The organism is Bacteroides sp. MSK.18.37 (assembly GCF_019129155.2).
Taxonomy (GTDB): domain Bacteria; phylum Bacteroidota; class Bacteroidia; order Bacteroidales; family Bacteroidaceae; genus Bacteroides; species Bacteroides ovatus.
Genome location: NZ_JAHOIB020000001.1, coordinates 2,889,798 through 2,912,196 on the forward strand (window position 1 = coordinate 2,889,798; position 22,399 = coordinate 2,912,196).

Below are 22,399 nucleotides of genomic sequence, written 5' to 3' on the forward strand. Positions count from 1 at the left end.
CTAAACTGAACGGAACAAAATTAAACTGAAAAACAGAACGGAACAGAATTAAGCTGAAAAACAGAACGGAACAGAATTAAGCTGGACAGAATTGAATTGAATTAAACCGAACCTAATAACAAAGAAAGGAAATTATGAAACGATTCATCTTATTCATAGGTATACTGCTTGCATCCGTTTCTCTGGTCTTCGCCAATATCTACAAGAAATATGACGTTAGATCGGGGTTATCGGGCAATTGTGTCCGAAGCATCCTTCAGGATAGCATCGGATATATGTGGTTTGCAACACAGGACGGATTGAATCGTTTCAACGGTATCGAGTTCACCAACTACGGACATTCGTCAGAAAACGGTGGAAACAGTTATATGAATATAGTAACGATCTGCCGCCATCAGGATAACAATCAGATTTGGGTGGCCAGTACGGAAAAACTGTATTTATTCGATTCGCGGGAGGAGAAATTCTCCGTATTCGATACACAGACGGAAGACGGAGTGACAGTCAACAGTGTCTTCGGAATGGCATACGACAATGACGGGCAGTTATGGATCGGAACAACCAACGGACTGTTTGTCTACAACGAGAAAAAAGGTACGTTGAGGCACTATCTACATTCTCTTTCCGATCCCCATTCATTGCCGGACAATCACGTGTGGGTGATTTACAACGACTCGTTCGGGACTATCTGGATAGGTACCCGGAATGGGCTGGCGAAATACAACCAACGCACGGACAACTTCACAGGGTATATATCCGAGGGCACTTCTTTCGGACGTCCTGCCTGCAACGAGATTATCTCTTTGATGGAAAGTTCGCAGGGAGTATTATGGGCGGGTACATGGTACGGGGGACTGGCACGTTTCAATAAAGAGACAGGGCAATTCCGCTATTACTTCGGAGAAGGGGACACGCTTACCATTCCGCGCATCCGCACCTTGTTTCAACGGACGGCCAACTCTTTCTATCTCGGCTCCGACGACGGACTTTATACATTCAACACCACGACAGGAGAATGTCTGCCTACCGACGACGGACAAAATAAAGAAAGTATCTATGCCTGTTATCAGGATAGGGAAGGGGGAATCTGGATCGGGACTTATTTCAGTGGAGTGAGTTACCTGTCTCCCAAGCATAAGGATATCGAGTGGTATTATCCCAATGGTACGGAAAATTCTCTTTCGGGAAATGTAATCAGCCAATTCTGCGAAGATCCCGACGGTAACATCTGGATTGCTACCGAAGACGGGGGACTGAATCTCTTTGATCCCCGCACGAAGAAGTTTAAAAAACATCTGTTGAGAAACAGTAACCCTAATATCGGTTATCACAATATCCATGCACTGTTGTACAATGAAGGAAAATTGTGGATTGGCAGTTTCTCCCGTGGATTATATATCCTGGATATTCAAACGGGAAAAATGAAAAACTATCGCCATAACCGCGCAAACCCACATTCAATTCCTAACGATCATATCTACTCCATCTATCAAACGAAAGATGGCAGCATTTATTTGGGAACGCTCTCCGGATTCTGTCAGTATGACCCGGAAAGTGATTCTTTCCGGACATTGGAACCTTTAAGCCATATCTTTATCTACGACATGGTTGAAGACCCATACGGAGACCTATGGCTGGCAAGCAAAAGGGACGGTATCTGGCGTTACAACCGCCAAACCGGCAAATTGCACAACTATCGCAACGACCCGGCAAATCCTGATTCTCCTTGCAGCAACTGGGTAATCCGTGTGTATATTGATCATAAACAGCATCTATGGTTCTGTACCGAAGGCGGTGGTATCTGCCGTTATCACTATCAGGAGGACCGTTTTGAAAACTTCTCTACCAAAGAGAATCTGCCGAACAATATCATCTATGGCATACTGGACGACCAATCGGGTAACTATTGGCTTTCTTCCAACAGGGGACTGATCCGGTATGAGCCGCAGAACAAACGGGCACAACTCTATACCATCGAGGATGGATTGCAAAGCAACCAATTCAATTTCCGCTCTTCCCTGCAAGCCAGTGACGGGAAATTCTATTTCGGTGGGGTGAACGGGTTTAATTGTTTCTATCCGTTCAAATTATCGATTAATAAGGTAAGACCTACGGCGTCTATCTCGGCGGTATATATGCACAGCCCCGACGACAAAGTAAGCCTTAGCAAGCGTATACCTGCTCTTAGCGGACAAGTAACGATTCCTTATCAGGTGGTATCGTTCGACATCGCATTCGAAAGTCTTAGTTATGTGGCTCCCAGCAAGAATTTATATGCCTACAAACTGGACGGTATTCACAAAGAATGGATATATACGGATAAACATAACGTATCTTTTCTCAACCTGCCTCCGGGTGAATATACTTTCCGTGTGAAAGCCAGTAACAACGATGAATATTGGAGCAATGACGACTGTTGCCTGCATATTGAAATTCTTCCTCCACCCTGGAAGACCATTTATGCCAAGATTTTCTATTTACTAATAGCGTGTGGCCTCGCATATTTCCTGATACAGCTTTATTTGCGTAAACAGCAGGCTGTGAAAGCAAGAAAGATGAAAGAGATGGAACAAATCAAGAATCAGGAATTGTTCCAGTCGAAAATTACATTCTTCACCCAAGTGGCACATGAAATCAAGACTCCGGTTAGTCTTATCAAAGCTCCGCTGGAAGCGATTTTGGAAACACATGAATGGAACAGTGAAGTGGAAAGCAACCTGTCTGTGATACAAAAGAATACCAACCGGCTGATGGAGCTTATCAAACAATTGCTCGACTTCCGAAAAGTGGACAAGGAAGGTTATACGCTTTCATTCAATGAGGTGGACATCAACCGGATGATAGAGGACATCATTGACCGTTTCCGTGCCATCTCCCTGACCGGAATATCTTTCAGCGTCTCTCTGCCGAAAGAGCACCTGCAATATAATGTAGACCAAGAGGCGCTGACTAAAATTGTCAGCAACCTGTTGACAAATGCCATGAAATATGCCCGTACCCGCATTATGGTAATTATGGACGAACATCTGTCTTCTGAAGGGCGCACGCTCTCCCTGTGTGTGCGTGACGACGGTCCGGGTATTCCGCAAGAGGAATGCAGCAAAGTTTTCGAACCGTTTTATCAGGTGGGAAATACAGGAAATAACGGATCGGGAGTAGGCATCGGATTGAGTCTCGTCAAATTGTTGGTGGAGAAGCATAAGGGAAAGGTTTATATCAATCCCGGCTATACGGAAGGATGCGAAGTCTGTGTGGAAATTCCGTATTTGGAGAAAAGCATCTCTGTCAGCCCCTCCATTACTTCCATGCCCGACAAGGTTCCCGCTTTGGAGGAAGAAGGCGAACCCGCCGGTTACTCTCTTTTAGTAGTGGAAGACACGACGGACATGCTGGAGTTTCTGGCTAAGAATCTGGGAAATAGCTACACCATCCATACAGCCGCCAATGGCAAGGAAGCCTTGGAATGTCTGGAGACAACGACAGTAGATCTTATTATCAGTGACATCGTCATGCCTCATATGGACGGATTCGAATTATTAAAATCCATCCGTTCCGACAATATGCTTTGCCATATCCCGTTTATCCTGCTTTCGGCACTCGACAGCATCGATTCAAAAATTGCGGGTCTTGACTATGGCGCGGACGCTTATATAGAAAAGCCTTTCTCGCTAAGTCACATGAAAGCCACCATCAATAATCTGCTGGAAAACCGGCGCATGCTGTTCAACCACTTTACAACTGTTCCGAATATGTCATACGACCAGACATTAATGAACAAAACAGACGTGAAATGGCTGAACACAATCAATGAAATCATTACCCGCAATTTCACCAATGAAGAATTTACCATCGATAAGATGGCAGAGGAGATGGCTATCAGCCGTTCCAACTTACAGCGCAAATTGAAAGGGCTGACCGGAATGCCGCCCAATGATTATATCCGGTTGATACGGCTCAAAACAGCCGGAGAACTGCTGCGTGAAGGAGAATACCGGATCAATGAGGTTTGTTTCATTGTAGGATTCAATAATCCTTCGTACTTTGCCCGTTGCTTTCAAAAGCAGTTCGGGATATTGCCGAAAGATTATGTGAAAGGTGGTGACATAACCCATTCCCAAAAGGGAACAACTTCAATATCCCCATAAGTTTCCTTCTGGTTGTAAGTAAGCAGGGTCTTCTTTTCGAGCATCACATTTTCCAGTTCGAATCCGTACAGTTCACGTTTCAGGTTCATGTCATTCAGTTCATAGCAAACCTGAAAGCCATAAGCTTTCCCGTTTTTATATGCCAAAAAATCACATTCCGTCTTACTATTGTCGAATGAAATATTCATATACCCTTTATTTCTCAGCTCATTATAAACAAGATTCTCCAAGGCACTACCACTTTGCGGAGAATAACGAAAGACATTGGCTGAAACCAAGCCATTGTCAATGAAATAACACTTATGCTGGGAACGGGAAGTCTCTTTCAAAGAATAAGAAAAGTTACGTACATCGACGCAAATATAACTGTCACACAAAAAGTTGAGATAGGACGCAACTGTATTTTCATTGCTTTTCAGTGCCTTACCCACAGCCGGTATAGAAAAACGGCTCCCCATATTCTGCATCAAGTAACTGACCAGACGAAAGAACAAATGGGTGTCACGTATGCCACTATAAACGATGCAATCCTTCTGCACAATGGATTCGAAATAGCTTTTTAATAATTCCTGTTTGATGTCCTCATCAGCATCACCCAATACGATTTCAGGAAAACAACCTGTAGAAAGGACATTGTCCATGATACGCAGAACTTTCGGTGTTTGGGTATAACAATCAAGCAAAGTCGTTATTCCTTGCGAACGAAAAACTTCCCGAACAGAAAACGGACGCACTTCATTCTCGAAATAACGACCGGACAACAAGGCGGAAAAACGGTTCTGTAACAATTGCGAGTTAGACCCCGTAATATATATCTTTTCAAATATCTCAGTGTCATAAGCACTCTTTATGAATATCTCCCAATCACATAAATGTTGTACTTCATCCAAAAACAGGTATTTCACTTTCTCTCCCGTCAGACGTTCTGCATTTTCAATCACGCCGAATAATTTGGAGGAATCATCCCAAAATGGAATGAACTGCGGATCATCCAAATTAAGTACAAGAATCGACTTACCGCTCACTCCTGATTGCAACAGGTCATTAATTAATAGTTTGAAGACAGTAGATTTGCCACAACGACGTACACCGGTCAGTATCTGAACATGACGCATCGTTTTCTTTTTCAAAAGATTGTCCATGATGTCTCTCGGACACAAGTGATCAAACATTTTGCCATTCCATTGGGCATTCTGGCGTATCAGGGTCTTTTCCATACCAAAATCAGTTTTTTAATAACCTTCAATTCATGCAAATATAAGAACTTTATTTTGTTTACCTAATTATGTTTCCTGTAAATAATCATTTTACCGAAACATAGTTAGGTAAACAAGCCCTTTAATCTGAAAGGAGTGTTCTTTATAAAGAACGTTTTGCAGATAACACTTGGCGTAAATACCGAATCAATGAGGTTTGTTTCATTGTAGGATTCAATAATCCTTCGTACTTTGCCCGTTGCTTTCAAAAGCAGTTCGGGATATTGCCGAAAGATTATGTGAAGAAAGGAAGCTAGCCTTTCATATAAGAAACCGAACAGCCAAAGAGGTATTAATGGGCTGACCGCTCTTAACTTTGCTCACAATATTGAGTTTTTCTTCAAATGAATGTCGCACAAAAAAACTGCACTCCTAAAGTTTTGTATCTAACTTTTGGGGTGCAGTTCAATGTGTGGTAAGGACACTTTTCTTTAGAAAAGTGTTTCGATTTTACCTTTGCATTATTTCTTAACAATGTGCATTCCGTCTTCCTGGATCTGATAGTATTTTTTTAACGTTCTATCGCTCTTGTGTGTTACCTTAATGCTTGCTTTTAGTTTATTGTTATTGTATTGCTCCCGGGAAATGGTGATGCGTTCAACGTAACCGTCCGCACCATATCCGGATGCTTCCAGTGCTTCTTTAAAGCAAGTAGATGAATGGTTGATATACTGTTCGATGTCGGCATAAGTAAAAAGTATGTCTTTGAACTGGTCATACTCCTTAATCACATTGTTTTCCGAATCCGACAGTACGATATCCGTTACACTAAAATCGTTAGGAGACGATTCTGAACTATACCACTTAGCCTCGGCTAATCTATTTTTATTCTGCGGTTTTACAATTTCCAGATCAACAGAATAACTCGTTTTGCCTGAATGGCTACAACTGGAATTAATGCTGGCAAACTCCGCCGTTTCCAGTGTTCCGCCTGCATTCTCCATAATCTCTGCCAACTTTGCTTCTAGTTCATCGGGATTGGTGCCTACCGTATCAGTGGGCCGGGGAGCGGTGCTCTTTGCTAATCCACAGGATACAAGAATTAATGCCAGCGAAAAGATGGCTACTAATGATTGAAATGTTCTTTTGGTTGTCATACTTGAAAGTTTTTAAGTTGATTTATTTTTTGAATATCAATTCTTTATAGGGGAATGGAGTTTCCACAGACTGCGTTGCCCCACGGGGTGATAAGTGGTGCTTGTTTCAGCAGAAATATACATTTTAATAGCTTCCATCTCATCTTCTATTTTATCGTCTTTACTACATTCCATAAAGCTGAACGCCCAAAAGGATAGCAAAAAGATTCCGAACAGGTTCTTTGTTTGCATGTGTATCTTTATTTTGTGTGTACAAATCAAGTACTATATATATTTATAAAATAATAATATAACAATCTGTATATCAATATAGTATTTAATTTAGATAATATATTGTATTTTTATAAGCCATAAAAATACAATTTTACCGTATTACAAACAAAAGAACAGATCATTTTTTTCTGCCATTCCCTAAAATTGTGTTTTCTAACATGATATAAGCACTTTGCATATTTTTTCATACCTTTGTTTGCCAGAAGGAAATATGAACCGAAAAATGGAAGAAAACAAGCCCAAACGTCCACGTCGTACACGTGCCGAAATAGAAGCCAAAGTATTCGATGCTATCCGTCAGTTGGCGGACACGAAAGGATTATCCAATATCAACTTTGCCGATATTTGCCAATATGCCGATGTTCAGCCAATCGTATTGAACCGTAATTACGAAACAATGGAAAAGCTGCTTGACAAGTACGCTTATACTTGTGATTATTGGCTGCACGACCTGTTCAACAGCCAGCACCCCACAGACCAAGCCGGTAAAGATATTCTAAAGAATACCCTACAGGCATTAGCCGGACACCTTTATGACAATCCGGATATGCAGCGTTTGCTCACATGGGAGCTGTCCGCCGATAACGAAATCACCCGCCGCATGGCTCGTAGCCGTGAGATGTATTACAAGGCTGCCATAGAAGAATACAACCGGATGTTTGCCAATACAGACATTCCTATCGACACGATAGCCGGACTACTCGTAGCCGGAACGTATTGTCTGATTCTGCGCCGCAAACGTTCCACATTCGTAGGGGTGGACTATCAGAAGAAAGAGAGCCGGGAACGCCTGTACAAAGCACTGGATTACCTGTCTCATGTTGTATTCCAGTCCCTCGAAGAACATGACCGCACGATAGAGATAGCACGTAAACTCAAACAGAAAGGAATAGACACCGCCGTCATCGCCGAGTGTACCGATCTTCCCGCTACTATCATCGAGCAACTGTAACCTTGAAATTATCTGCCACATTTTGATCTTTCTTTCTCCAAAACTTTCCTTCCAAAGCAGTATCTGCTTACACATGTGCAACTTCCATTATACTACCTTATGGATAAATAAAAATATACTATAACTTGAACGATAAATATGGTAGAAAAATATTCATAAAGAACATGTTGATTAATCGTTACCGCTAAAAAGTATATGACGGATTTGTAGATTACCGCAGAATGTAAATTGTTAATATACAAACCATTATATTTCAAATTCGAAATATGATGTATATTTGATGTGCCGCTATCAAACAGCAGATGAAACTATTGAAAGCTTTGTAGGGGAAGAATTTTAGGAACTCCCGTTATCTGAATCTATTTTTGTTGACGATAGCAGATTCATTAACTTTAAAATCTTATGAGAATGATAAAACATGTAGTATTGTATCTATTCCTTTTATCTTGTACCTGCCTGGTACAGGCGCAGGATTTCAATATCCGAGGGACGGTTTTCGAAGAAGAAACCGGAATGGGATTAATGGGAGCCGCAGTATTGATTGAAGGAACGACCAACGGAGCTCAAACGGATATGAGTGGTTCTTTCTCTCTCACGGGCGTAAAAGCCGGAGATAAACTCGTCGTTAGTTTTATCGGTATGAAAACGGAAATTATTCCTATCACTAACCAAAACCGTTCAAGCGAAATCATCGTCCGCTTGAAGAATGATAATTACCAATTGGAACAAGTAGTAGTGACCGGTTACGGTACGGCCCGCAAAAGGGATTTAACCGGAGTGATTGTCTCTGTATCCGGTGAGGAACTTAAAAATGCGCCTACTAATAATGTAATGTCTTCCCTGCAAGGGAAAATACCGGGACTGATGGTAACCAATTCCGGATCGGCAGGTGCGGAACCGGATATTAAAATTCGCGGTATCGGTACGTTGAATGCCAGCAGTAATCCTTTGTATGTAGTGGACGGTATGTTGATGTCGGACATCAAGTTCTTGAGTAACAGCGACATTGCCAGTATGGAAATTCTGAAAGACCCTTCCTCTCTTGCTATCTTCGGAGTGCAGGGAGCGAACGGAGTAATTATCATCACAACGAAACGTGCCGAAGGAGATAAGACATCGGTTACCTACGACGGCTATTTCGGTGCACAAACCGTTTGGAAACGCGACCGGGTAAAGCTGACTAACGCAACGGATTTCACCATGCTCTACAATGAGATGTTGCAGAACCAGGACCCAAACGCTGCTTCATGGGTCCCCGACATGCTGGGTACGGGCACTGACTGGCAAAGCAAAGTATTAAGAGAAAGAGCGATGATTACCAATCATAACCTGACAGTATCCAAATCCGGGAAAAACAGCAAGTCTCTATTATCTGTCGGCTATTACAAGCAGGACGGTGTACTGAAATATAATACTTACCAACGTTTCAACGTACGTTTCTCACAGGATTATGATATTACCAAGAATCTGAAAGCAGGAGGAAATATCAACCTCTCGCAGATGGATAGCAAACCTGCTTCTGCCAAAATCCAAAATGCGGTCATGGCGCTCCCTACTTATGTACCATACGCTCCGGAAGAAGATTACGACCCGGAAAACCTGGGTTCGCTCTATCATCCGTCTGCCGATATACAATCCAACGTAAACAATCCGGTAGCTCAAATGGAGCTTTACAAGGATACGGAGAAGTATCGTGATTACCGCATCATCGGTAACATTTATGGTGAGTGGAACTTTCTGAAGGATTTTACGTTGAAAGCAACCGGATATATGGATATCGGACTCTATCGGGGCGAACAGTATACACCGCGCTATGACGTGAATAACTCTACCAGCCATTCGGCACATAAGAACGATATTACCAATTTCTATCGCAAAAGTGATGAGGCTCGCACCTTTCAGGCAGACTTCCTTTTGAGTTATAAAAAGATGATAACCAATCATCGCATCGACGCAACAGTGGGATATACGGCACGCAAAGCCATTAGTGAAGGCTTCAACGCCAAAGTAGACAGTCTGGCTAATGGTATGAATATAGTACCTAATGACCTTTGGATGCTTAGCATGGGGTCCGTCAACCGTGTTTCCGCAGGCGACTGGTGGAACGAGGAGTCTTTTATCTCTTACCTTGCACGTGTGAACTATGCATACAAAGATCGTTATTTACTCACCGCTACTTTCCGTGCCGACGGTTCTTCCAAGTTTTCACCGTCTCATCGTTGGGGATACTTCCCGTCTGTGGGATTGGGCTGGGTAATCAGTGAAGAAGCCTTCATGGAGCCGCTGAAAAAAGTGGTGGACTTTGCCAAGTTAAGAGTCAGCTGGGGTAAACTGGGAAATGACAAGATAGGAAACTATCTCTACTACCCGACCATCAACCCGAAAGGGAAACAAGTCATCATCAACGGAGTGACGCAGTTTATTCCTACTCTTAGCTATGATATCGATAAAAACATCCATTGGGAAGTCATGACAGGTATTGATGTAGGTATCTCGGCGCAGCTTTTCAACAACCGCTTGGGCATGGAACTCGGTTATTATAGCAAAACGACCGATGACCTATTGGCTTATGTATCACCTTCTTCTTCGATAGGCGCAGGTTATGCCATTACCAACGCCGGCTCTATCAACAACAAAGGGTTCGAATTCAGCCTTTCATGGAAAGACCGGATAGGGGATGTGGACTATGGCATCAATGTAAACGGCGCTACCTTAAAGAATAAAGTGACCAAACTTGGCGATAACAATTCGGACATTATTTCAGGAGATTATCACCGTACTTCCGTAGGTCATCCCATCGGCTCTTATTACGGCTACGTACAGGATGGAATCTTCCAAACGCAAGAAGAGGTCGACAATTATTACCCGATGACATGGACAGCGAAACCGGGAGATATCCGCTACAAGGATTTAAACGGTGACGAAAAGATCACGGATGCCGACCGTACTTACCTCGGCAGTCCGATGCCAACTTTTACCTATGGATTCGGCTTTATGCTGGGCTATAAGAATTTTGATTTGAATGTGGACTTCAATGGTGTAAGCGGCAATAAGATTTTGGATTTAAAGAAAACCGTATCGTGGACGACAACCAACTTTTATGAGAAAAGTCTGCAAAGATGGCACGGCGAAGGAACGTCCAACAAAGAACCGATTTTAGATAAATCACGTGGGCACAACTACCTTTCTTCGACCAATCTGCTGGAAAATGGTTCCTATCTTCGTCTGCGCAATGTGCAACTGGGATATACACTGCCATCATCGGCCATCAGCAAATTGGGAATATCCGGTTTGCGTGTCTACGTAAGCGGACAAAATCTGCTGACTTTCAAACATAACACTGGATACACACCCGAAATAGGAGGAAGTGCTCTGCAAGGAGGTATGGACCAGGGAGATACTTATCCATTACCATCGGTGTATACCGTAGGTTTATCCATTAATTTCTAAGCCAACATCGGTTGAGCGAAATGATTCATCCCATCCGCTGTTGAACTAAAAAGAAATATCAGTTGAGTAAGTGGCTCACTCAATCAACTGTTGAATTAAAAATTAAGTCATTAGAAATATCAACGAATTATGAAACGAATTACTTATATAATAGCAATATTGTTCGCCTGTACCTCTTGCAGCGACACCTTCCTCGACAATGCGCCGAAAGGTAAATATCACGAAGGCAATTATGATATGGGTACCGCACAGGAGCTTCTCGTCCTCGCCACGCTAATGGACGGATACAACGTATTTGCCCAACAGACCTGGCCTGTAACAGCCATGCAATGCCATACAACGGACAACAGTCACCCCGGAGGACCTTCGGGCGACGGCGGTGTAGACTTCAGCCAGTTTCCTACCATGTCATTCACACCGGCCAACAGTATGTTTAACACCTATTACTCACTTCAATTCACCGCCATCACCAAAGCCAACGAAGCTCTGCAGATGTTGAAAGACCTAGAAGAAGCCAACGGAGAAACAGCAGAAACCAGACAGTACAAAGCCGAAGCCTATTTTATCCGTGCGGCAGCATACTTCCGCCTGACACAGGCATTCGGTGCGGTTCCCTACGTAGACAGAGTAATGGGAAAGGACGAAGCAATGGCCGACCAGCTTAGTGCAACGGTTATCCGCAACAAGTATCTGCCCGAACTGATCGGAGTGATAAACGACCTGCCTACCCGCAAAGAAGCAGTCAGCTCGGGAAACATCGGACGTGCCACCCAAAACGCCGCCCGTGCCATCATCGCCAAAACTTACCTCTATGAAAAGGATTACAACAACTGTCTGACCTACACGGGACAAATCATCAGTTCCGAAGATAATGACCTCTCTACTCCTTACGCGGAAATGTTTTGGGAAGAGAACGAATTCGGTCCTGAATCTGTCTGGGAAATCAACGCCGACTACAAGCCGGACCAAAACATCTCTATCATCGGCGAAAACAACCAATGGTGCCTGATGAACGGTGTCCGCGGATTCCCGAACTTAGGCTGGGGACATAATGCACCCAGTGAGAATTTGATGAACGATTACGAAAGTAACGACCCACGTTTCGGTGCTACCGTACTGGAACACGGTGAAAAGGTGGATGGCGAAGAAGTGGTGGCAAGCAACTACCAGTACTTCAACAGGAAAGCCTATTGCCGGAAAAGCGAACGCTCACTCTACGGACGTGCCGACTGGTGTTACGGTTACTGGAGCAATCTTCGCATCATCCGTTATGCCGACATCGTACTGATGCACGCCGAAGCAGCCTGCGAAACCAATGACCTCGATGAGGCAAAGAGAAAGCTGGAAATGGTTAGAGCCCGCGCCCGTAACGGTCAGTCGGTATTGCCCGAAATAAAGACTACCGACAAAGACGAACTAAGAGAGAAAATCCGTCACGAACGCCGCATCGAACTGGCGCTGGAATTTGAACGTTATTTCGACCTGGTACGCTGGGGAATTGCCGAAGACAAGGTAGCCAACTTCGTTGTCGGCAAACACGAGGTATTCCCTCTCCCGCAAACGGAAATCGACAAATCAAACGGTAAGTTGCAACAAAATCCTAAGTATTAATCGAAATCAAATAACAACTATAAATATGTCAAAGATGATATTAAATATAACCGCTGCCCTGTTCTCGGCACTCATATTGTGCAACTGCGTGGAAGATGAATCGACATTGGGCGAATCTACCGTGAACAACGACAACACCTATTCGCCGCTTACCGTGAAAGCTGCCATGAACGACCAGCAGCAGAAGGTTATCAGTTATTTCTATGAAGGTGCCAATCAGGCAACCGGAATGGCTTACAACGGATCTACAAGTAAAACAACCCTTACCACAGGTGCCACAGGAATGGGGATCATGAATCTTGTGATAGGAGTGGAGCGCGGCTGGATCAGCCGTGAAGATGCTGCCAACCATATCGTAAAGATAGTCCGCTTCCTGAAAACAGCCGACCGCTTTGCCGGAGCCTGGGCACATTGGTACAGACCCGACGGCAAAACTCTCCCCTTCGGAAACCAGAATGAGGCCGGAGAAATTGTGGAAACAGCTTTCATGATGGGCGGCTTATTGACTGCCTGCGAATATTTCACCGGTAACAGCGAAGCCGAAAAGGAAATCCGCGAAACGACACACTATTTTTGGGAAACCATCGAATGGAACCATTTCGTAAACAACGGCCGCTTATACTGGATATGGCACAAAGATACCAATACCTACGAACTGCCTTTGATAGGCTGGAACGAAACTCTGTTGGTATACATATTGGCGATGGCCGCACCGGACAACCATAAAGTATCGACAGATATCTACAAGAATTGCTGGCAAGGCCGCAACTTTGCCACGCCCGGCAGAAAAACGTATGGTTACCTGATGCCATTGGGCACTGAATATGGCAACGCACTTTTCCTGTCCCAATATTCTTTCCTCGGACTGGACCCCAGAGCCATGGAAGACAAATATACCTACTATTGGACACAGAACGTAAGCCATACAATGGTCAACCGCCATTACTGCATATACGAAGCTCCGGAAGAATATAAATATTCGGAATCCGACTGGGGACTAACCGCCTGTGGAGGTTGTGGCAAAAACCCCGAATACAAATCGCGCGAACCATTCAAAGACGACGGTATCATTGCACCTACGGCAGCAATCAGCGCTTTTCCATATACCCCGTTCTATTCTACACAAGTATTGATGAACCTGATAAGAAACTACCCGAAACTGAACGGCACCTACGGACTTAACATATCCTACTGCCCTTCCGACAAATCCGTAGGAACGGAATACCTGGCCATGGAGCACGCACCGATGGCTATCATGATGGAAAACTACCGCACGGGACTTATCTGGAAACTGCTGATGAAAAACGAGTATGTACAGAAAGGCCTCCAACTGGCAGAAATCAAAACGACTCCCGAATATACCCCGGGATTTTATCTGGCAACAGTCAACACCGCAACCCACGTGTATGACATGATGCGTCACCCCGACCGTGAAAAGTATGAAATAGATTTCTATACGAAGGCTTCGGGCAACGGACTGCTCATACTGACTAATATGAAAAACGAAGAGATTTACCGCACCAATATCGAGCTGTCAGCAGGCACTAATATCATTTCTTTCTTCGACAACTCCATCCTAAGAGGAAAGAAATACACGCTCACAGTGACCGACGGTGCAAACCAGTCTTATTCTATTCCTGTAACTTTAAGATAAAAAACAACGATGAAGAAATTATTGACTACTATAGTGTGCCTGATTTTACTAATGGGAACATCAATGATGAATGCCCGTCCCCCCATGTATACTTCAACGAATACCGAAGTTCCCTCCAAACTCGTAAAAAACGAACACGGAAGCTGGCAACTGATAGTGAACGGAAAACCTTTCATCATGCTGGCAGGCGAACTGCACAACTCTTCGGCCTCAACCACCGAATATTTGAACAGTCTGTGGACTCCCTTAAAAACACTGAACCTGAACACGGTGCTCGCCCCCATCGCTTGGGAACAGTTTGAACCGCAGGAGGGTATATTTGATTATACATTGATAAACAATATGATAGATGGAGCCCGAAAGAATGGATTCAAACTGTCTATCCTGTGGTTCGGAAGTTGGAAGAACGGAGAATCGAGCTATGCGCCTACTTGGGTGAAAGAGGATACCAAGCGTTTTTTCCGCGTGAAGAACGTGGAAGGCAAAGAAATCGAAACGCTTTCCCCTTTCTGCGAAAACGCCATGAAAGCGGACGCCAAAGCATTCAAAACATTGGTGGAACACATCAAAAAGGTGGATCAGGCAACGGGAACAGTCATCGCCCTGCAACCGGAAAACGAAGTGGGTATCTTTCAGGATATGGACTACTCGAAAGCCTCACTTGCGGCATACGAGCAGGAGATTCCGCAGGCACTTATTCAGTATATGAAGAAGAACCGCAAGAACCTGCGTAAAGAGCTGCTTTCCGCATGGGAGGAGAACGGGGCCAAGACTTCCGGCACATGGAAAACGGTATTCGGAGATAATGCCTGGAGCAAGAGTTTCTACACCACTTGGCAGTATGCCACTTACATCGATTTTATCTCTGCCGGTGCGAAAGAAATTTATCCGCTACCCACCTTCTGCAACTGTTGGCTGGTGCAAAAGCCCGATGACATGCCGGGAGTTTATCCCAACGGCGGACCGGTATCCCGTGTAATGGATATCTGGAAAGCAGCCGCACCGCATATCGATGTGCTTGCTCCGGATATTTACCTGTCCGACTTTAAGAATATTGTAGCAGACTATCACCGGGCGGATAATCCGTTATTGATTCCCGAAGCAGTGATGAAACCGGCCAATGCTTTTTGGTCATTCGGCGAACACAGCGCACTTTGTTATTCACCTTTCGGTATCGAAGATGGGGCGGATAATTTCGTCTTTGCCCAGTCTTATAAAGTGCTGAATGAATTGATGCCGCTCATTTCCGAACACCAAGGCAGCAACCGCATGATTGGCGTAATGAAAATGCCGGGTGAATCGGAACGTACAGTAACGATGGGCGATTATCAACTATGTATTAAATACGATGCCGAAGATGCTTACGGATTGATTATCCGGACCGGAAAGAATGAATTTGTTGTTGCCGGAATCAATTTCAAAGTTTATTTCACTTCTACCGACAAAAAGAAAACGGGTTATATCAAGCAAGTATGGGAAGGCGGTTACGATACAGACGGTGAGTGGAAAGCCACCCGTTTGCTCAACGGTGACGAGACTTACCACAACGCTGTACTGATTGCCAAAGGACGTCGTACGTTTACATCGGAAAAGAGTAACAACTACAATGCCGACCACAGCGACGAGATATTTGTTTACTCACCTACTTCCTATCAGGCAGTCTGGAGTCCGGGCATATATCGCGTGACAACCTATTTACGGTAAAACCAGCTTATTCATATATGAATAGGGTAGAAATCAGATATAAAATAGATCAGGCCTATTCATCTATGAATAAGTATAAAACTAATAACCAATAATTAAACAGTATGAAACACATATATTGTATATTTATCTCTCTTTGCACGACTCTATTCATCTGGAGTTGCAAAGATTCCGAAGAGATAGCTCCGGCATCTCTGACTATCAACAAGAATGAATTGTCATTCACCGGATATAAAAGTACCCTCGCCGTCAAAGTAGACGCCACCCGTCGCTGGAGTGCCGTTGCTTCCGAATACTGGATCACCATAAGCCCGGACAACTATCCCGGAGTAAATGAGAGTTTTATAGCGAATGTAGCTGTCACTGTCTCCGACAATGCAACAGGTCAGCCCCGCGAAGGACATGTCACCTTTTTCCTGCAAGATGAAGAGGTTATTACCCTGACCGTTAAGCAAAGTATTCAGGATGAAGGAGAAAGACCGGATGAAGAGTTTCCTATCACATGGGCCAATCTGCAATGGTGTGCCTCTAACGTACTCAATGAGGGAGACAATTTTGAAGCCGGTTCATGTGTGTTTGCCGACGGCATCACCAATTCTGTCGACAGCGAAACAGGAGAAGAGATTACCTGCGATATCGGTTATTCGTTTACCGATACTGACCCGTCCGGAGAAGATTGGATATGGACTTCCTGTCCGTTTAATGGCGACTGGGGCAACAACTTCTATTATCAGGGGCGTATTCAAAACCTCACTGCCGGCACTTACTTTTATACATTCCGTTTCCGTAATGGTTCGGGACCTTACAAATATGCAGGAACAGGCGGATTATGGGATGGAGAAGTAAACGTCAACGGAAAGTTTGAAGTGAAAGAAGAAGAAGAAGAGGAAGAACAAGAAGAATACGCAAGCATCGAAGATTACAGCCAACTATCCATCAATTGGGCAATACTTGGTGACTGGACAGCCAAGAATCCTATCCAACAAGGAGAACAGTTTGAAACGGGCGCACAGGTATTCATCGAAGGATTAACCGACTTGGGAACAGGCACTGCCAACAAACATGTGACTTGTGAAATCGGTTACTCCACAACAAACTCTGACCCGTCGGGAACCGATTGGACATGGCAATCTTGCCATTGGAACGGGCAATGGGGAAACAATCACTATTATCAAGGCAAAACTCCCGAAATCTCGACTGCAGGAACATATTATTATACTTTCCGTTTCAGAATAGACGAAGGAACTTATGCCTATGCAGGAACAGACGGGCTTTGGAATGGTACAAGCAGCACCTATAAAACTTTTCAGGTAACAATGTAGTTGTGTATTAGCATATATGCCGGGCTGGTTCTTTATAGTCCGGCATATATATCATTCAGTGGCAATCCCTTGCCCACATAATAATCGGTACCCACACCGACAGCCGCCAAATTAAATCCGATTATTGCATCTTCGATTTTTCTCTTTATCTTTGTAGTAAGTACATTCCTTGCTAATATAATACTGATGAGATACAATTGGATTTTCTGGCTATACACCCTACTATCTTTTGCCTGTCTCTCGCCGGGCACAGCACAGACACCTGTGCAAATCACCAACTATAACTATAAAAACTACAAAGGCGGGATTCAGAACTGGGGCATTACGGTTTCTCCCGGACAGATTCTTTACAGCAGCAATAACAACGGACTATTAAGATACAACGGCAACGACTGGACTCTTCTCGAACCGGGTGAACGCAGTACCGTACGCACAGTTCGCTGCATCGGTGACCGGATTTACACAGCAGGCGACAACAACATCGGCTACTGGCAATATGATGTAAACGGAAAAATCAACTATACGTCTCTTCTACCGCTGGTAAATAAGCTTGGAATCAAAGGAGAGACTTTTTGGAGTATAGCCGAAACGGAAGGCAAAGTATATTTCCATTCCTTCGGCAATATTATCTGGTATGACAGCAAGGATATGGGTTATCTGGTGAAAAACGACTGTTGTGTTTCTCTCTATCCGGCAGGTGACAAGCTATTTACGCAGAAGTGCGGTGGTGCTCTCATGCAAATTCGCAGTAATAAGCTGGAAAACTTCTGCGAGGATACAATCTTCATGAATGGAGAAACTAAATTCATGTTTCGGATTGCCGATGATGAATATATCATAGGGCAAGCCAGCGGGAAGATATATACACTGAAAGGTAATACCATAGTCCCGCTACTCCAGTTGGAAAATGCCAATCATATCCCCGTCCGGATAGACTGCGGAAGTATTTGGAAAGACGAACTACTTGCTGTCGGAACCATAGGCGACGGCTTGTTCCTGATTAACCTGAAAAGCGGGCAACAGACGCATTATCATTCTTCGCAACTGCAAGACCTCAATATTCATGGTTTGTGTTTCGCTGCCGAGAACTTCCTTTGGCTCTCGCTTGACAACGGGATATCATCGGTTATCCTCGAACCGGCCACTTATCTATGGAAAACAAATACTGACATAGGCACTTTCTTCGATGCGGCATCTTTCGACGGAAAGACTTATATCGGCTCCAACCAAGGTATTTATCTTTATGAAGAAGACGGCAGGAAGATGCAGACTTCGATGTACCCTCTTCAGTTCTGCAACCTGAAAAATGAATTGTTGTGCGGCACTACCACCCAACTGTTTAAAATGAAAGCCGGACAAACCAATTTCGAACCGTTCTACAACATAAACGGCGTCAGACAGTTTGAATATATAGCCGACCGTGGCGATGAATACATCTTCTTACGTTCTTATTCCGGAATTGCCCTGCTCGAATATAAAGACAACACCTGGAAATATAAGTCTTTACTTATAAATACGGAAGATTATGCCAACATCATGCCGGAAAATCTTCATACGGTATGGGCTATCCATCCGGAAAAAGGAATCTTCCGACTGCGCATCAACAAAGACCTGAATGAGATAACGGATTTCGAGAACTTCTCCGAAATAGACGGATACGCCAATTATAACAGAATCAGTCTGGTAAAAGTGGAAGATAAGATTCTGTTTGCGACGCCTAAAGGAATATACATGTTCGATATTACCGGGAAGAGTTTTAGAAAACAAGAACAAATAAGTAGAGAAATTCTCTATCTGAACAAGTTGCAATCTATAAAACCAGCCTATAAGAACGATATCTGGGTAGCTACGGATGAAGAGTTATTCCTCTATCACATTGCGGATTTATCTGCCGAATTAATAATGCACTGGCCGTTTGTTGATAATGAACTTATGCTTTACGACAAACATTATAATCTGAAATCAATTAATGATTCAATCACGTTTGTTTCTACCTGTGAAGGAACTGTCGTTATCAACAGCAAAATGGTAAACCGCCATGTCTCCAATCCACGCCCGTTACAGATAGAGACTTTCTGTTTCAACGATTATGATAACAATACTTTTTATGCAGATTTCCATCAGCAGGAAATAGAATTGCCTAATACCGCTACCAATATCACTATTCAAGTCACTACCGGACTGGGGACTCATGTCACTTCTATCTCTTACCGCCTTCCCGGAGTAACGAATGAATGGAGTCCGTGGCAAACGTCGGGCACTATCCACTTCACCAACCTGCCGTCCGGCACCTATCAACTCGAAATAAAGGATAGCAATCAAAATACATTGATAGTCCCGATACTCGTATCTCCGCCTCTCTACAAACGGACATGGATGATTTCGCTATATGTGTTGTTCCTGGTGATAATCACCGTCGGAGTGGTGACTCTCTTCAGCGAACGAAAACGAAAGAGATTACTCAAACAATACGAAGAGGAACAGAGAAAACATGCAGAAGAACTACAACATCAAGCCTACGAACAATTGCAGGAGAAAGTAAGGAACCAGGAAAGCGAACTTAAAAACCGGATGCGTTTCTTAACCCAAAAACAGGAATTACTGGACGCTATTTCTACAGAAGTGGAAACACAAAAGAATGAACTGGGCGAGCGGTATCCCAACAAGCTCTACCTCCGGTTAATGAAAATTATTCAGCAGGGCGCTACGGAAAAAGATAAGCTATTATCCTTTGAAAACTACTTCGTAGAAGTGCACTATGAATTTATGCTACGCATGCAAAAAGTATATCCGGACTTGTCGCCTTCGGAACTGAAATTCTGCTGTCTGATACGTGCCAACTTATCTACCAAAGAGATTTCCATTATTATGGGGATTGCGCTCCGGTCTGTGGAGTTGAAGAAATACAGGCTCAAACGGAAACTCAATCTCGATCAGGATAGCAGTCTGACGTCTTATATACTTTCCATTTAGAGAGTATTTATTCTGTCAGCCATTTCTTGAGTTCCTGTACATTGGTTCTACTCACAATGATGCGTTCCGGAACAGAGACACAAAGATTAACCACCACGCGATTACCAAACCAGGTCGTTATGTCAGTCACAGCTGCCTTGGATACAATAAACTGCCGATTTGCCCTATAAAACATGGCAGGATCGAGCTGTTTCATTAAATCATCGAGCAAACCACCAATGCGACTTTTGGTGCCATCATATTGCACAGCAATAGCATTTTTATCTTCCAAATAAATATATGCAATATTACTGACTTTAACAGGGATCAGTTTATCACGGACAGATACTAACAGAGATGTCTTATAAGAAGTAGTTCCCCGTAGGATCGTATCGGCCACTTTTTTAATTAAATCAGCGTTCTCTTGTGGTTGATAAAAGCCGGAAAAACGTTTCAACTTGTCCAGTGCCCGTTGCAAAGAAGCGCGACTGACCGGTTTAAGCAAATAATCAATACTATTTACCTCAAACGCTTTCAAAGCATACTCATCATAGGCAGTAGTAAAAATGATGGGACATGTTATTTTCACACTGTCGAATATCGAAAAAGAAAGATTATCTGCCAAGTGTATATCCATAAAAACCAAGTCCGGCATCAGATTATTATTGAACCATTCAATACTTTCACTGACGGATTGCAATACACCCATGACAACAGCGTCAGGCATTAGTTCATTTAACAAGCCAACCAGCTTTTTAGCAGTCAGTTGTTCGTCTTCTATGATAATTACTCTCATGGTCTATACAGTTTTAGGAGCTTCGAATACTAAAGGTAAAGTCACTCTGAATAGCTTATCTGTCTGTTCGATAGTAATGTTCTTCTGCCATTTCAACATATATCGTTCGGATAAGTTTGCCAAACCAATGCCAGCTCCAGCACTTGACATCGGTTTAGGCTGATAATTATTGCTGACTATTAATTCGCGATCGATGGTAGTCTCAATCGTGATGCAAAGTGGATACTGTCGGGAGACGATATTGTGCTTTACAGCATTCTCTATCAGTATTTGTAAACTGAGCGGAACAACAGAATAGTTTCTGAATGCAAAATTGATCTCTGTTTTTAACTGAAGGCACTCGCCATAGCGGACTTGAAGCAGTCCGAAATAATCATCTACAAAACGGAGTTCTTCATCCAAAGTCACTGTTTCCTTGGTTTGCAGAATGTAACGATAGACAGACGAAAAGCGCTGGATATATTCATGAGTTTTCTGCTTGTCTTCATCCACCAGCGAATCAAGGATACTCATTGTATTAAATAAGAAGTGTGGATCAACCTGGTTCTTAAGTGCTTGATAACGTATCTGCATATTTTCCACTCTAAGAGATTCGTATTGAAGAGCCAAGTGCTGACGCCGCTCGGATAAGTAAATGATATACGAGACGGATACTGTAATTAAAGCCAGCGACAAATTATTTAAAATAATTGCTCCGAATATGTTCGAAGAAAAAGACCAAACATTCTCCGGAATGAACAGACAAGCATACAATAACAACTGTAAGAAGCTAAATAACAGTGTAATTAAAAACACTCCCACAATAAGATACCCATTTCGCCTTGCGGTTGTATATATCCCCTTCAATATTTGGAAGCTAAAAATGAAGAGTAAAAATGTAAGTATAAAATAGTTTCCTGAACTATAAAACAAAGATACATATTTAGGAACAGTGTCTACGAAGCCAAATGTCTCTCCACCCATCATTTTGAGATACAAGGGAGAAAATAACGGCAATACACACATCAATGTGATAAAGACTGCAAGGCAGAAAGCCACCTGCCAGTTCATATAGCTTTTTTGCTGCATAAGGTTATCTTTAAAATGGTTCATATACACTGTTTTTACATCTTCTTATTTTCCTATAATACAAAGATACGAAAGGATTTACAACCATACATCGGTTCGGCAATAAACTGCTATTTTTT

Annotated in this window: 13 protein-coding genes and 1 pseudogene; 9 read left to right on the forward strand and 5 right to left on the reverse strand. The window is 43.3% G+C overall.

Features of this window, described 5'->3' with window-relative positions; genetic code table 11:
- Window positions 1–134: 134 nt before the first annotated feature.
- Window positions 135–4,145: a hybrid sensor histidine kinase/response regulator transcription factor gene (locus tag KSX81_RS11860; RefSeq protein WP_149939134.1), complete on the forward strand. Its 4,011-nt coding sequence runs from the start codon at window positions 135–137 to the stop codon at window positions 4,143–4,145.
- On the opposite strand, the gene KSX81_RS11865 is transcribed toward KSX81_RS11860, so the two are convergent.
- Window positions 4,085–5,362, reverse strand: a complete 1,278-nt coding sequence (locus KSX81_RS11865; protein ID WP_008641466.1) for an ATP-binding protein — start codon at window positions 5,360–5,362, stop codon at window positions 4,085–4,087. The genes KSX81_RS11860 and KSX81_RS11865 overlap by 61 nt on opposite strands.
- A gap of 176 nt (window positions 5,363–5,538) precedes the next feature.
- On the opposite strand from KSX81_RS11865, the pseudogene KSX81_RS29110 reads away from it, so the two are divergent.
- Window positions 5,539–5,658: pseudogene (locus KSX81_RS29110) on the forward strand (helix-turn-helix domain-containing protein); the annotation flags it as partial.
- Window positions 5,659–5,862: 204 nt separating this feature from the next.
- Here the strand turns inward: KSX81_RS29110 and KSX81_RS11870 are convergent.
- Both KSX81_RS11870 and KSX81_RS11875 read right to left on the reverse strand, forming a co-directional pair.
- Entirely contained in the window at window positions 5,863–6,498 is a 636-nt protein-coding gene (locus KSX81_RS11870; RefSeq protein WP_118418448.1) for a hypothetical protein, read from the reverse strand.
- Window positions 6,499–6,534: 36 nt separating this feature from the next.
- Entirely contained in the window at window positions 6,535–6,729 is a 195-nt protein-coding gene (locus KSX81_RS11875) for a hypothetical protein (RefSeq protein ID WP_118418447.1), read from the reverse strand.
- 265 nt (window positions 6,730–6,994) lie between these two features.
- Here KSX81_RS11875 and KSX81_RS11880 point away from each other — a divergent pair, with 265 nt between their 5' ends.
- From KSX81_RS11880 to KSX81_RS11910, 7 genes are all read left to right on the forward strand, one after another.
- On the forward strand, window positions 6,995–7,723 hold the full coding sequence (locus KSX81_RS11880; protein WP_181990055.1) for a TetR/AcrR family transcriptional regulator: 729 nt from the start codon (window positions 6,995–6,997) through the stop codon (window positions 7,721–7,723).
- A 408-nt stretch (window positions 7,724–8,131) separates the two neighbouring features.
- Entirely contained in the window at window positions 8,132–11,173 is a 3,042-nt protein-coding gene (locus KSX81_RS11885; RefSeq protein WP_118418445.1) for a SusC/RagA family TonB-linked outer membrane protein, read from the forward strand.
- A gap of 129 nt (window positions 11,174–11,302) precedes the next feature.
- Window positions 11,303–12,784 carry a RagB/SusD family nutrient uptake outer membrane protein gene (locus KSX81_RS11890; RefSeq protein WP_118418444.1) on the forward strand — a complete coding sequence of 494 codons (1,482 nt, stop codon included), beginning with the start codon at window positions 11,303–11,305 and terminating at the stop codon, window positions 12,782–12,784.
- A 25-nt stretch (window positions 12,785–12,809) separates the two neighbouring features.
- Entirely contained in the window at window positions 12,810–14,438 is a 1,629-nt protein-coding gene (locus KSX81_RS11895; protein WP_118418443.1) for a glucoamylase family protein, read from the forward strand.
- A gap of 9 nt (window positions 14,439–14,447) precedes the next feature.
- Window positions 14,448–16,142 (forward strand): DUF5597 domain-containing protein, encoded by a 1,695-nt coding sequence (locus KSX81_RS11900; protein WP_181990054.1) that lies wholly within the window; start codon window positions 14,448–14,450, stop codon window positions 16,140–16,142.
- Between the two features lie 104 nt (window positions 16,143–16,246).
- The gene (locus KSX81_RS11905; RefSeq protein WP_118418441.1) at window positions 16,247–17,464 is read left to right on the forward strand and encodes a BACON domain-containing protein; all 1,218 of its coding nucleotides are present in this window, start codon (window positions 16,247–16,249) and stop codon (window positions 17,462–17,464) included.
- 186 nt (window positions 17,465–17,650) lie between these two features.
- Window positions 17,651–20,437 carry a triple tyrosine motif-containing protein gene (locus KSX81_RS11910; protein WP_118418440.1) on the forward strand — a complete coding sequence of 929 codons (2,787 nt, stop codon included), beginning with the start codon at window positions 17,651–17,653 and terminating at the stop codon, window positions 20,435–20,437.
- A 7-nt stretch (window positions 20,438–20,444) separates the two neighbouring features.
- On the opposite strand, the gene KSX81_RS11915 is transcribed toward KSX81_RS11910, so the two are convergent.
- Window positions 20,445–21,212 carry a LytR/AlgR family response regulator transcription factor gene (locus KSX81_RS11915; protein WP_118418439.1) on the reverse strand — a complete coding sequence of 256 codons (768 nt, stop codon included), beginning with the start codon at window positions 21,210–21,212 and terminating at the stop codon, window positions 20,445–20,447.
- A gap of 3 nt (window positions 21,213–21,215) precedes the next feature.
- A complete protein-coding gene (locus KSX81_RS11920) occupies window positions 21,216–22,304 on the reverse strand; it encodes a sensor histidine kinase (RefSeq protein ID WP_118418438.1) in 1,089 nt (362 codons plus the stop codon).
- Between the last annotated feature and the right edge of the window lie 95 nt (window positions 22,305–22,399).

Excerpts from the sequence above, each read along its gene's own strand:
- KSX81_RS11860 (WP_149939134.1), top strand. The coding sequence starts at position 135 with ATGAAACGATTCATCTTATTCATAGGTATACTGCTTGCATCCGTTTCT.
- KSX81_RS11865 (WP_008641466.1), bottom strand. The coding sequence starts at position 5,362 with ATGGAAAAGACCCTGATACGCCAGAATGCCCAATGGAATGGCAAAATG.
- KSX81_RS11870 (WP_118418448.1), bottom strand. The coding sequence starts at position 6,498 with ATGACAACCAAAAGAACATTTCAATCATTAGTAGCCATCTTTTCGCTG.
- KSX81_RS11875 (WP_118418447.1), bottom strand. The coding sequence starts at position 6,729 with ATGCAAACAAAGAACCTGTTCGGAATCTTTTTGCTATCCTTTTGGGCG.
- KSX81_RS11880 (WP_181990055.1), top strand. The coding sequence starts at position 6,995 with ATGGAAGAAAACAAGCCCAAACGTCCACGTCGTACACGTGCCGAAATA.
- KSX81_RS11885 (WP_118418445.1), top strand. The coding sequence starts at position 8,132 with ATGATAAAACATGTAGTATTGTATCTATTCCTTTTATCTTGTACCTGC.
- KSX81_RS11890 (WP_118418444.1), top strand. The coding sequence starts at position 11,303 with ATGAAACGAATTACTTATATAATAGCAATATTGTTCGCCTGTACCTCT.
- KSX81_RS11895 (WP_118418443.1), top strand. The coding sequence starts at position 12,810 with ATGTCAAAGATGATATTAAATATAACCGCTGCCCTGTTCTCGGCACTC.
- KSX81_RS11900 (WP_181990054.1), top strand. The coding sequence starts at position 14,448 with ATGAAGAAATTATTGACTACTATAGTGTGCCTGATTTTACTAATGGGA.
- KSX81_RS11905 (WP_118418441.1), top strand. The coding sequence starts at position 16,247 with ATGAAACACATATATTGTATATTTATCTCTCTTTGCACGACTCTATTC.
- KSX81_RS11910 (WP_118418440.1), top strand. The coding sequence starts at position 17,651 with ATGAGATACAATTGGATTTTCTGGCTATACACCCTACTATCTTTTGCC.
- KSX81_RS11915 (WP_118418439.1), bottom strand. The coding sequence starts at position 21,212 with ATGAGAGTAATTATCATAGAAGACGAACAACTGACTGCTAAAAAGCTG.
- KSX81_RS11920 (WP_118418438.1), bottom strand. The coding sequence starts at position 22,304 with ATGAACCATTTTAAAGATAACCTTATGCAGCAAAAAAGCTATATGAAC.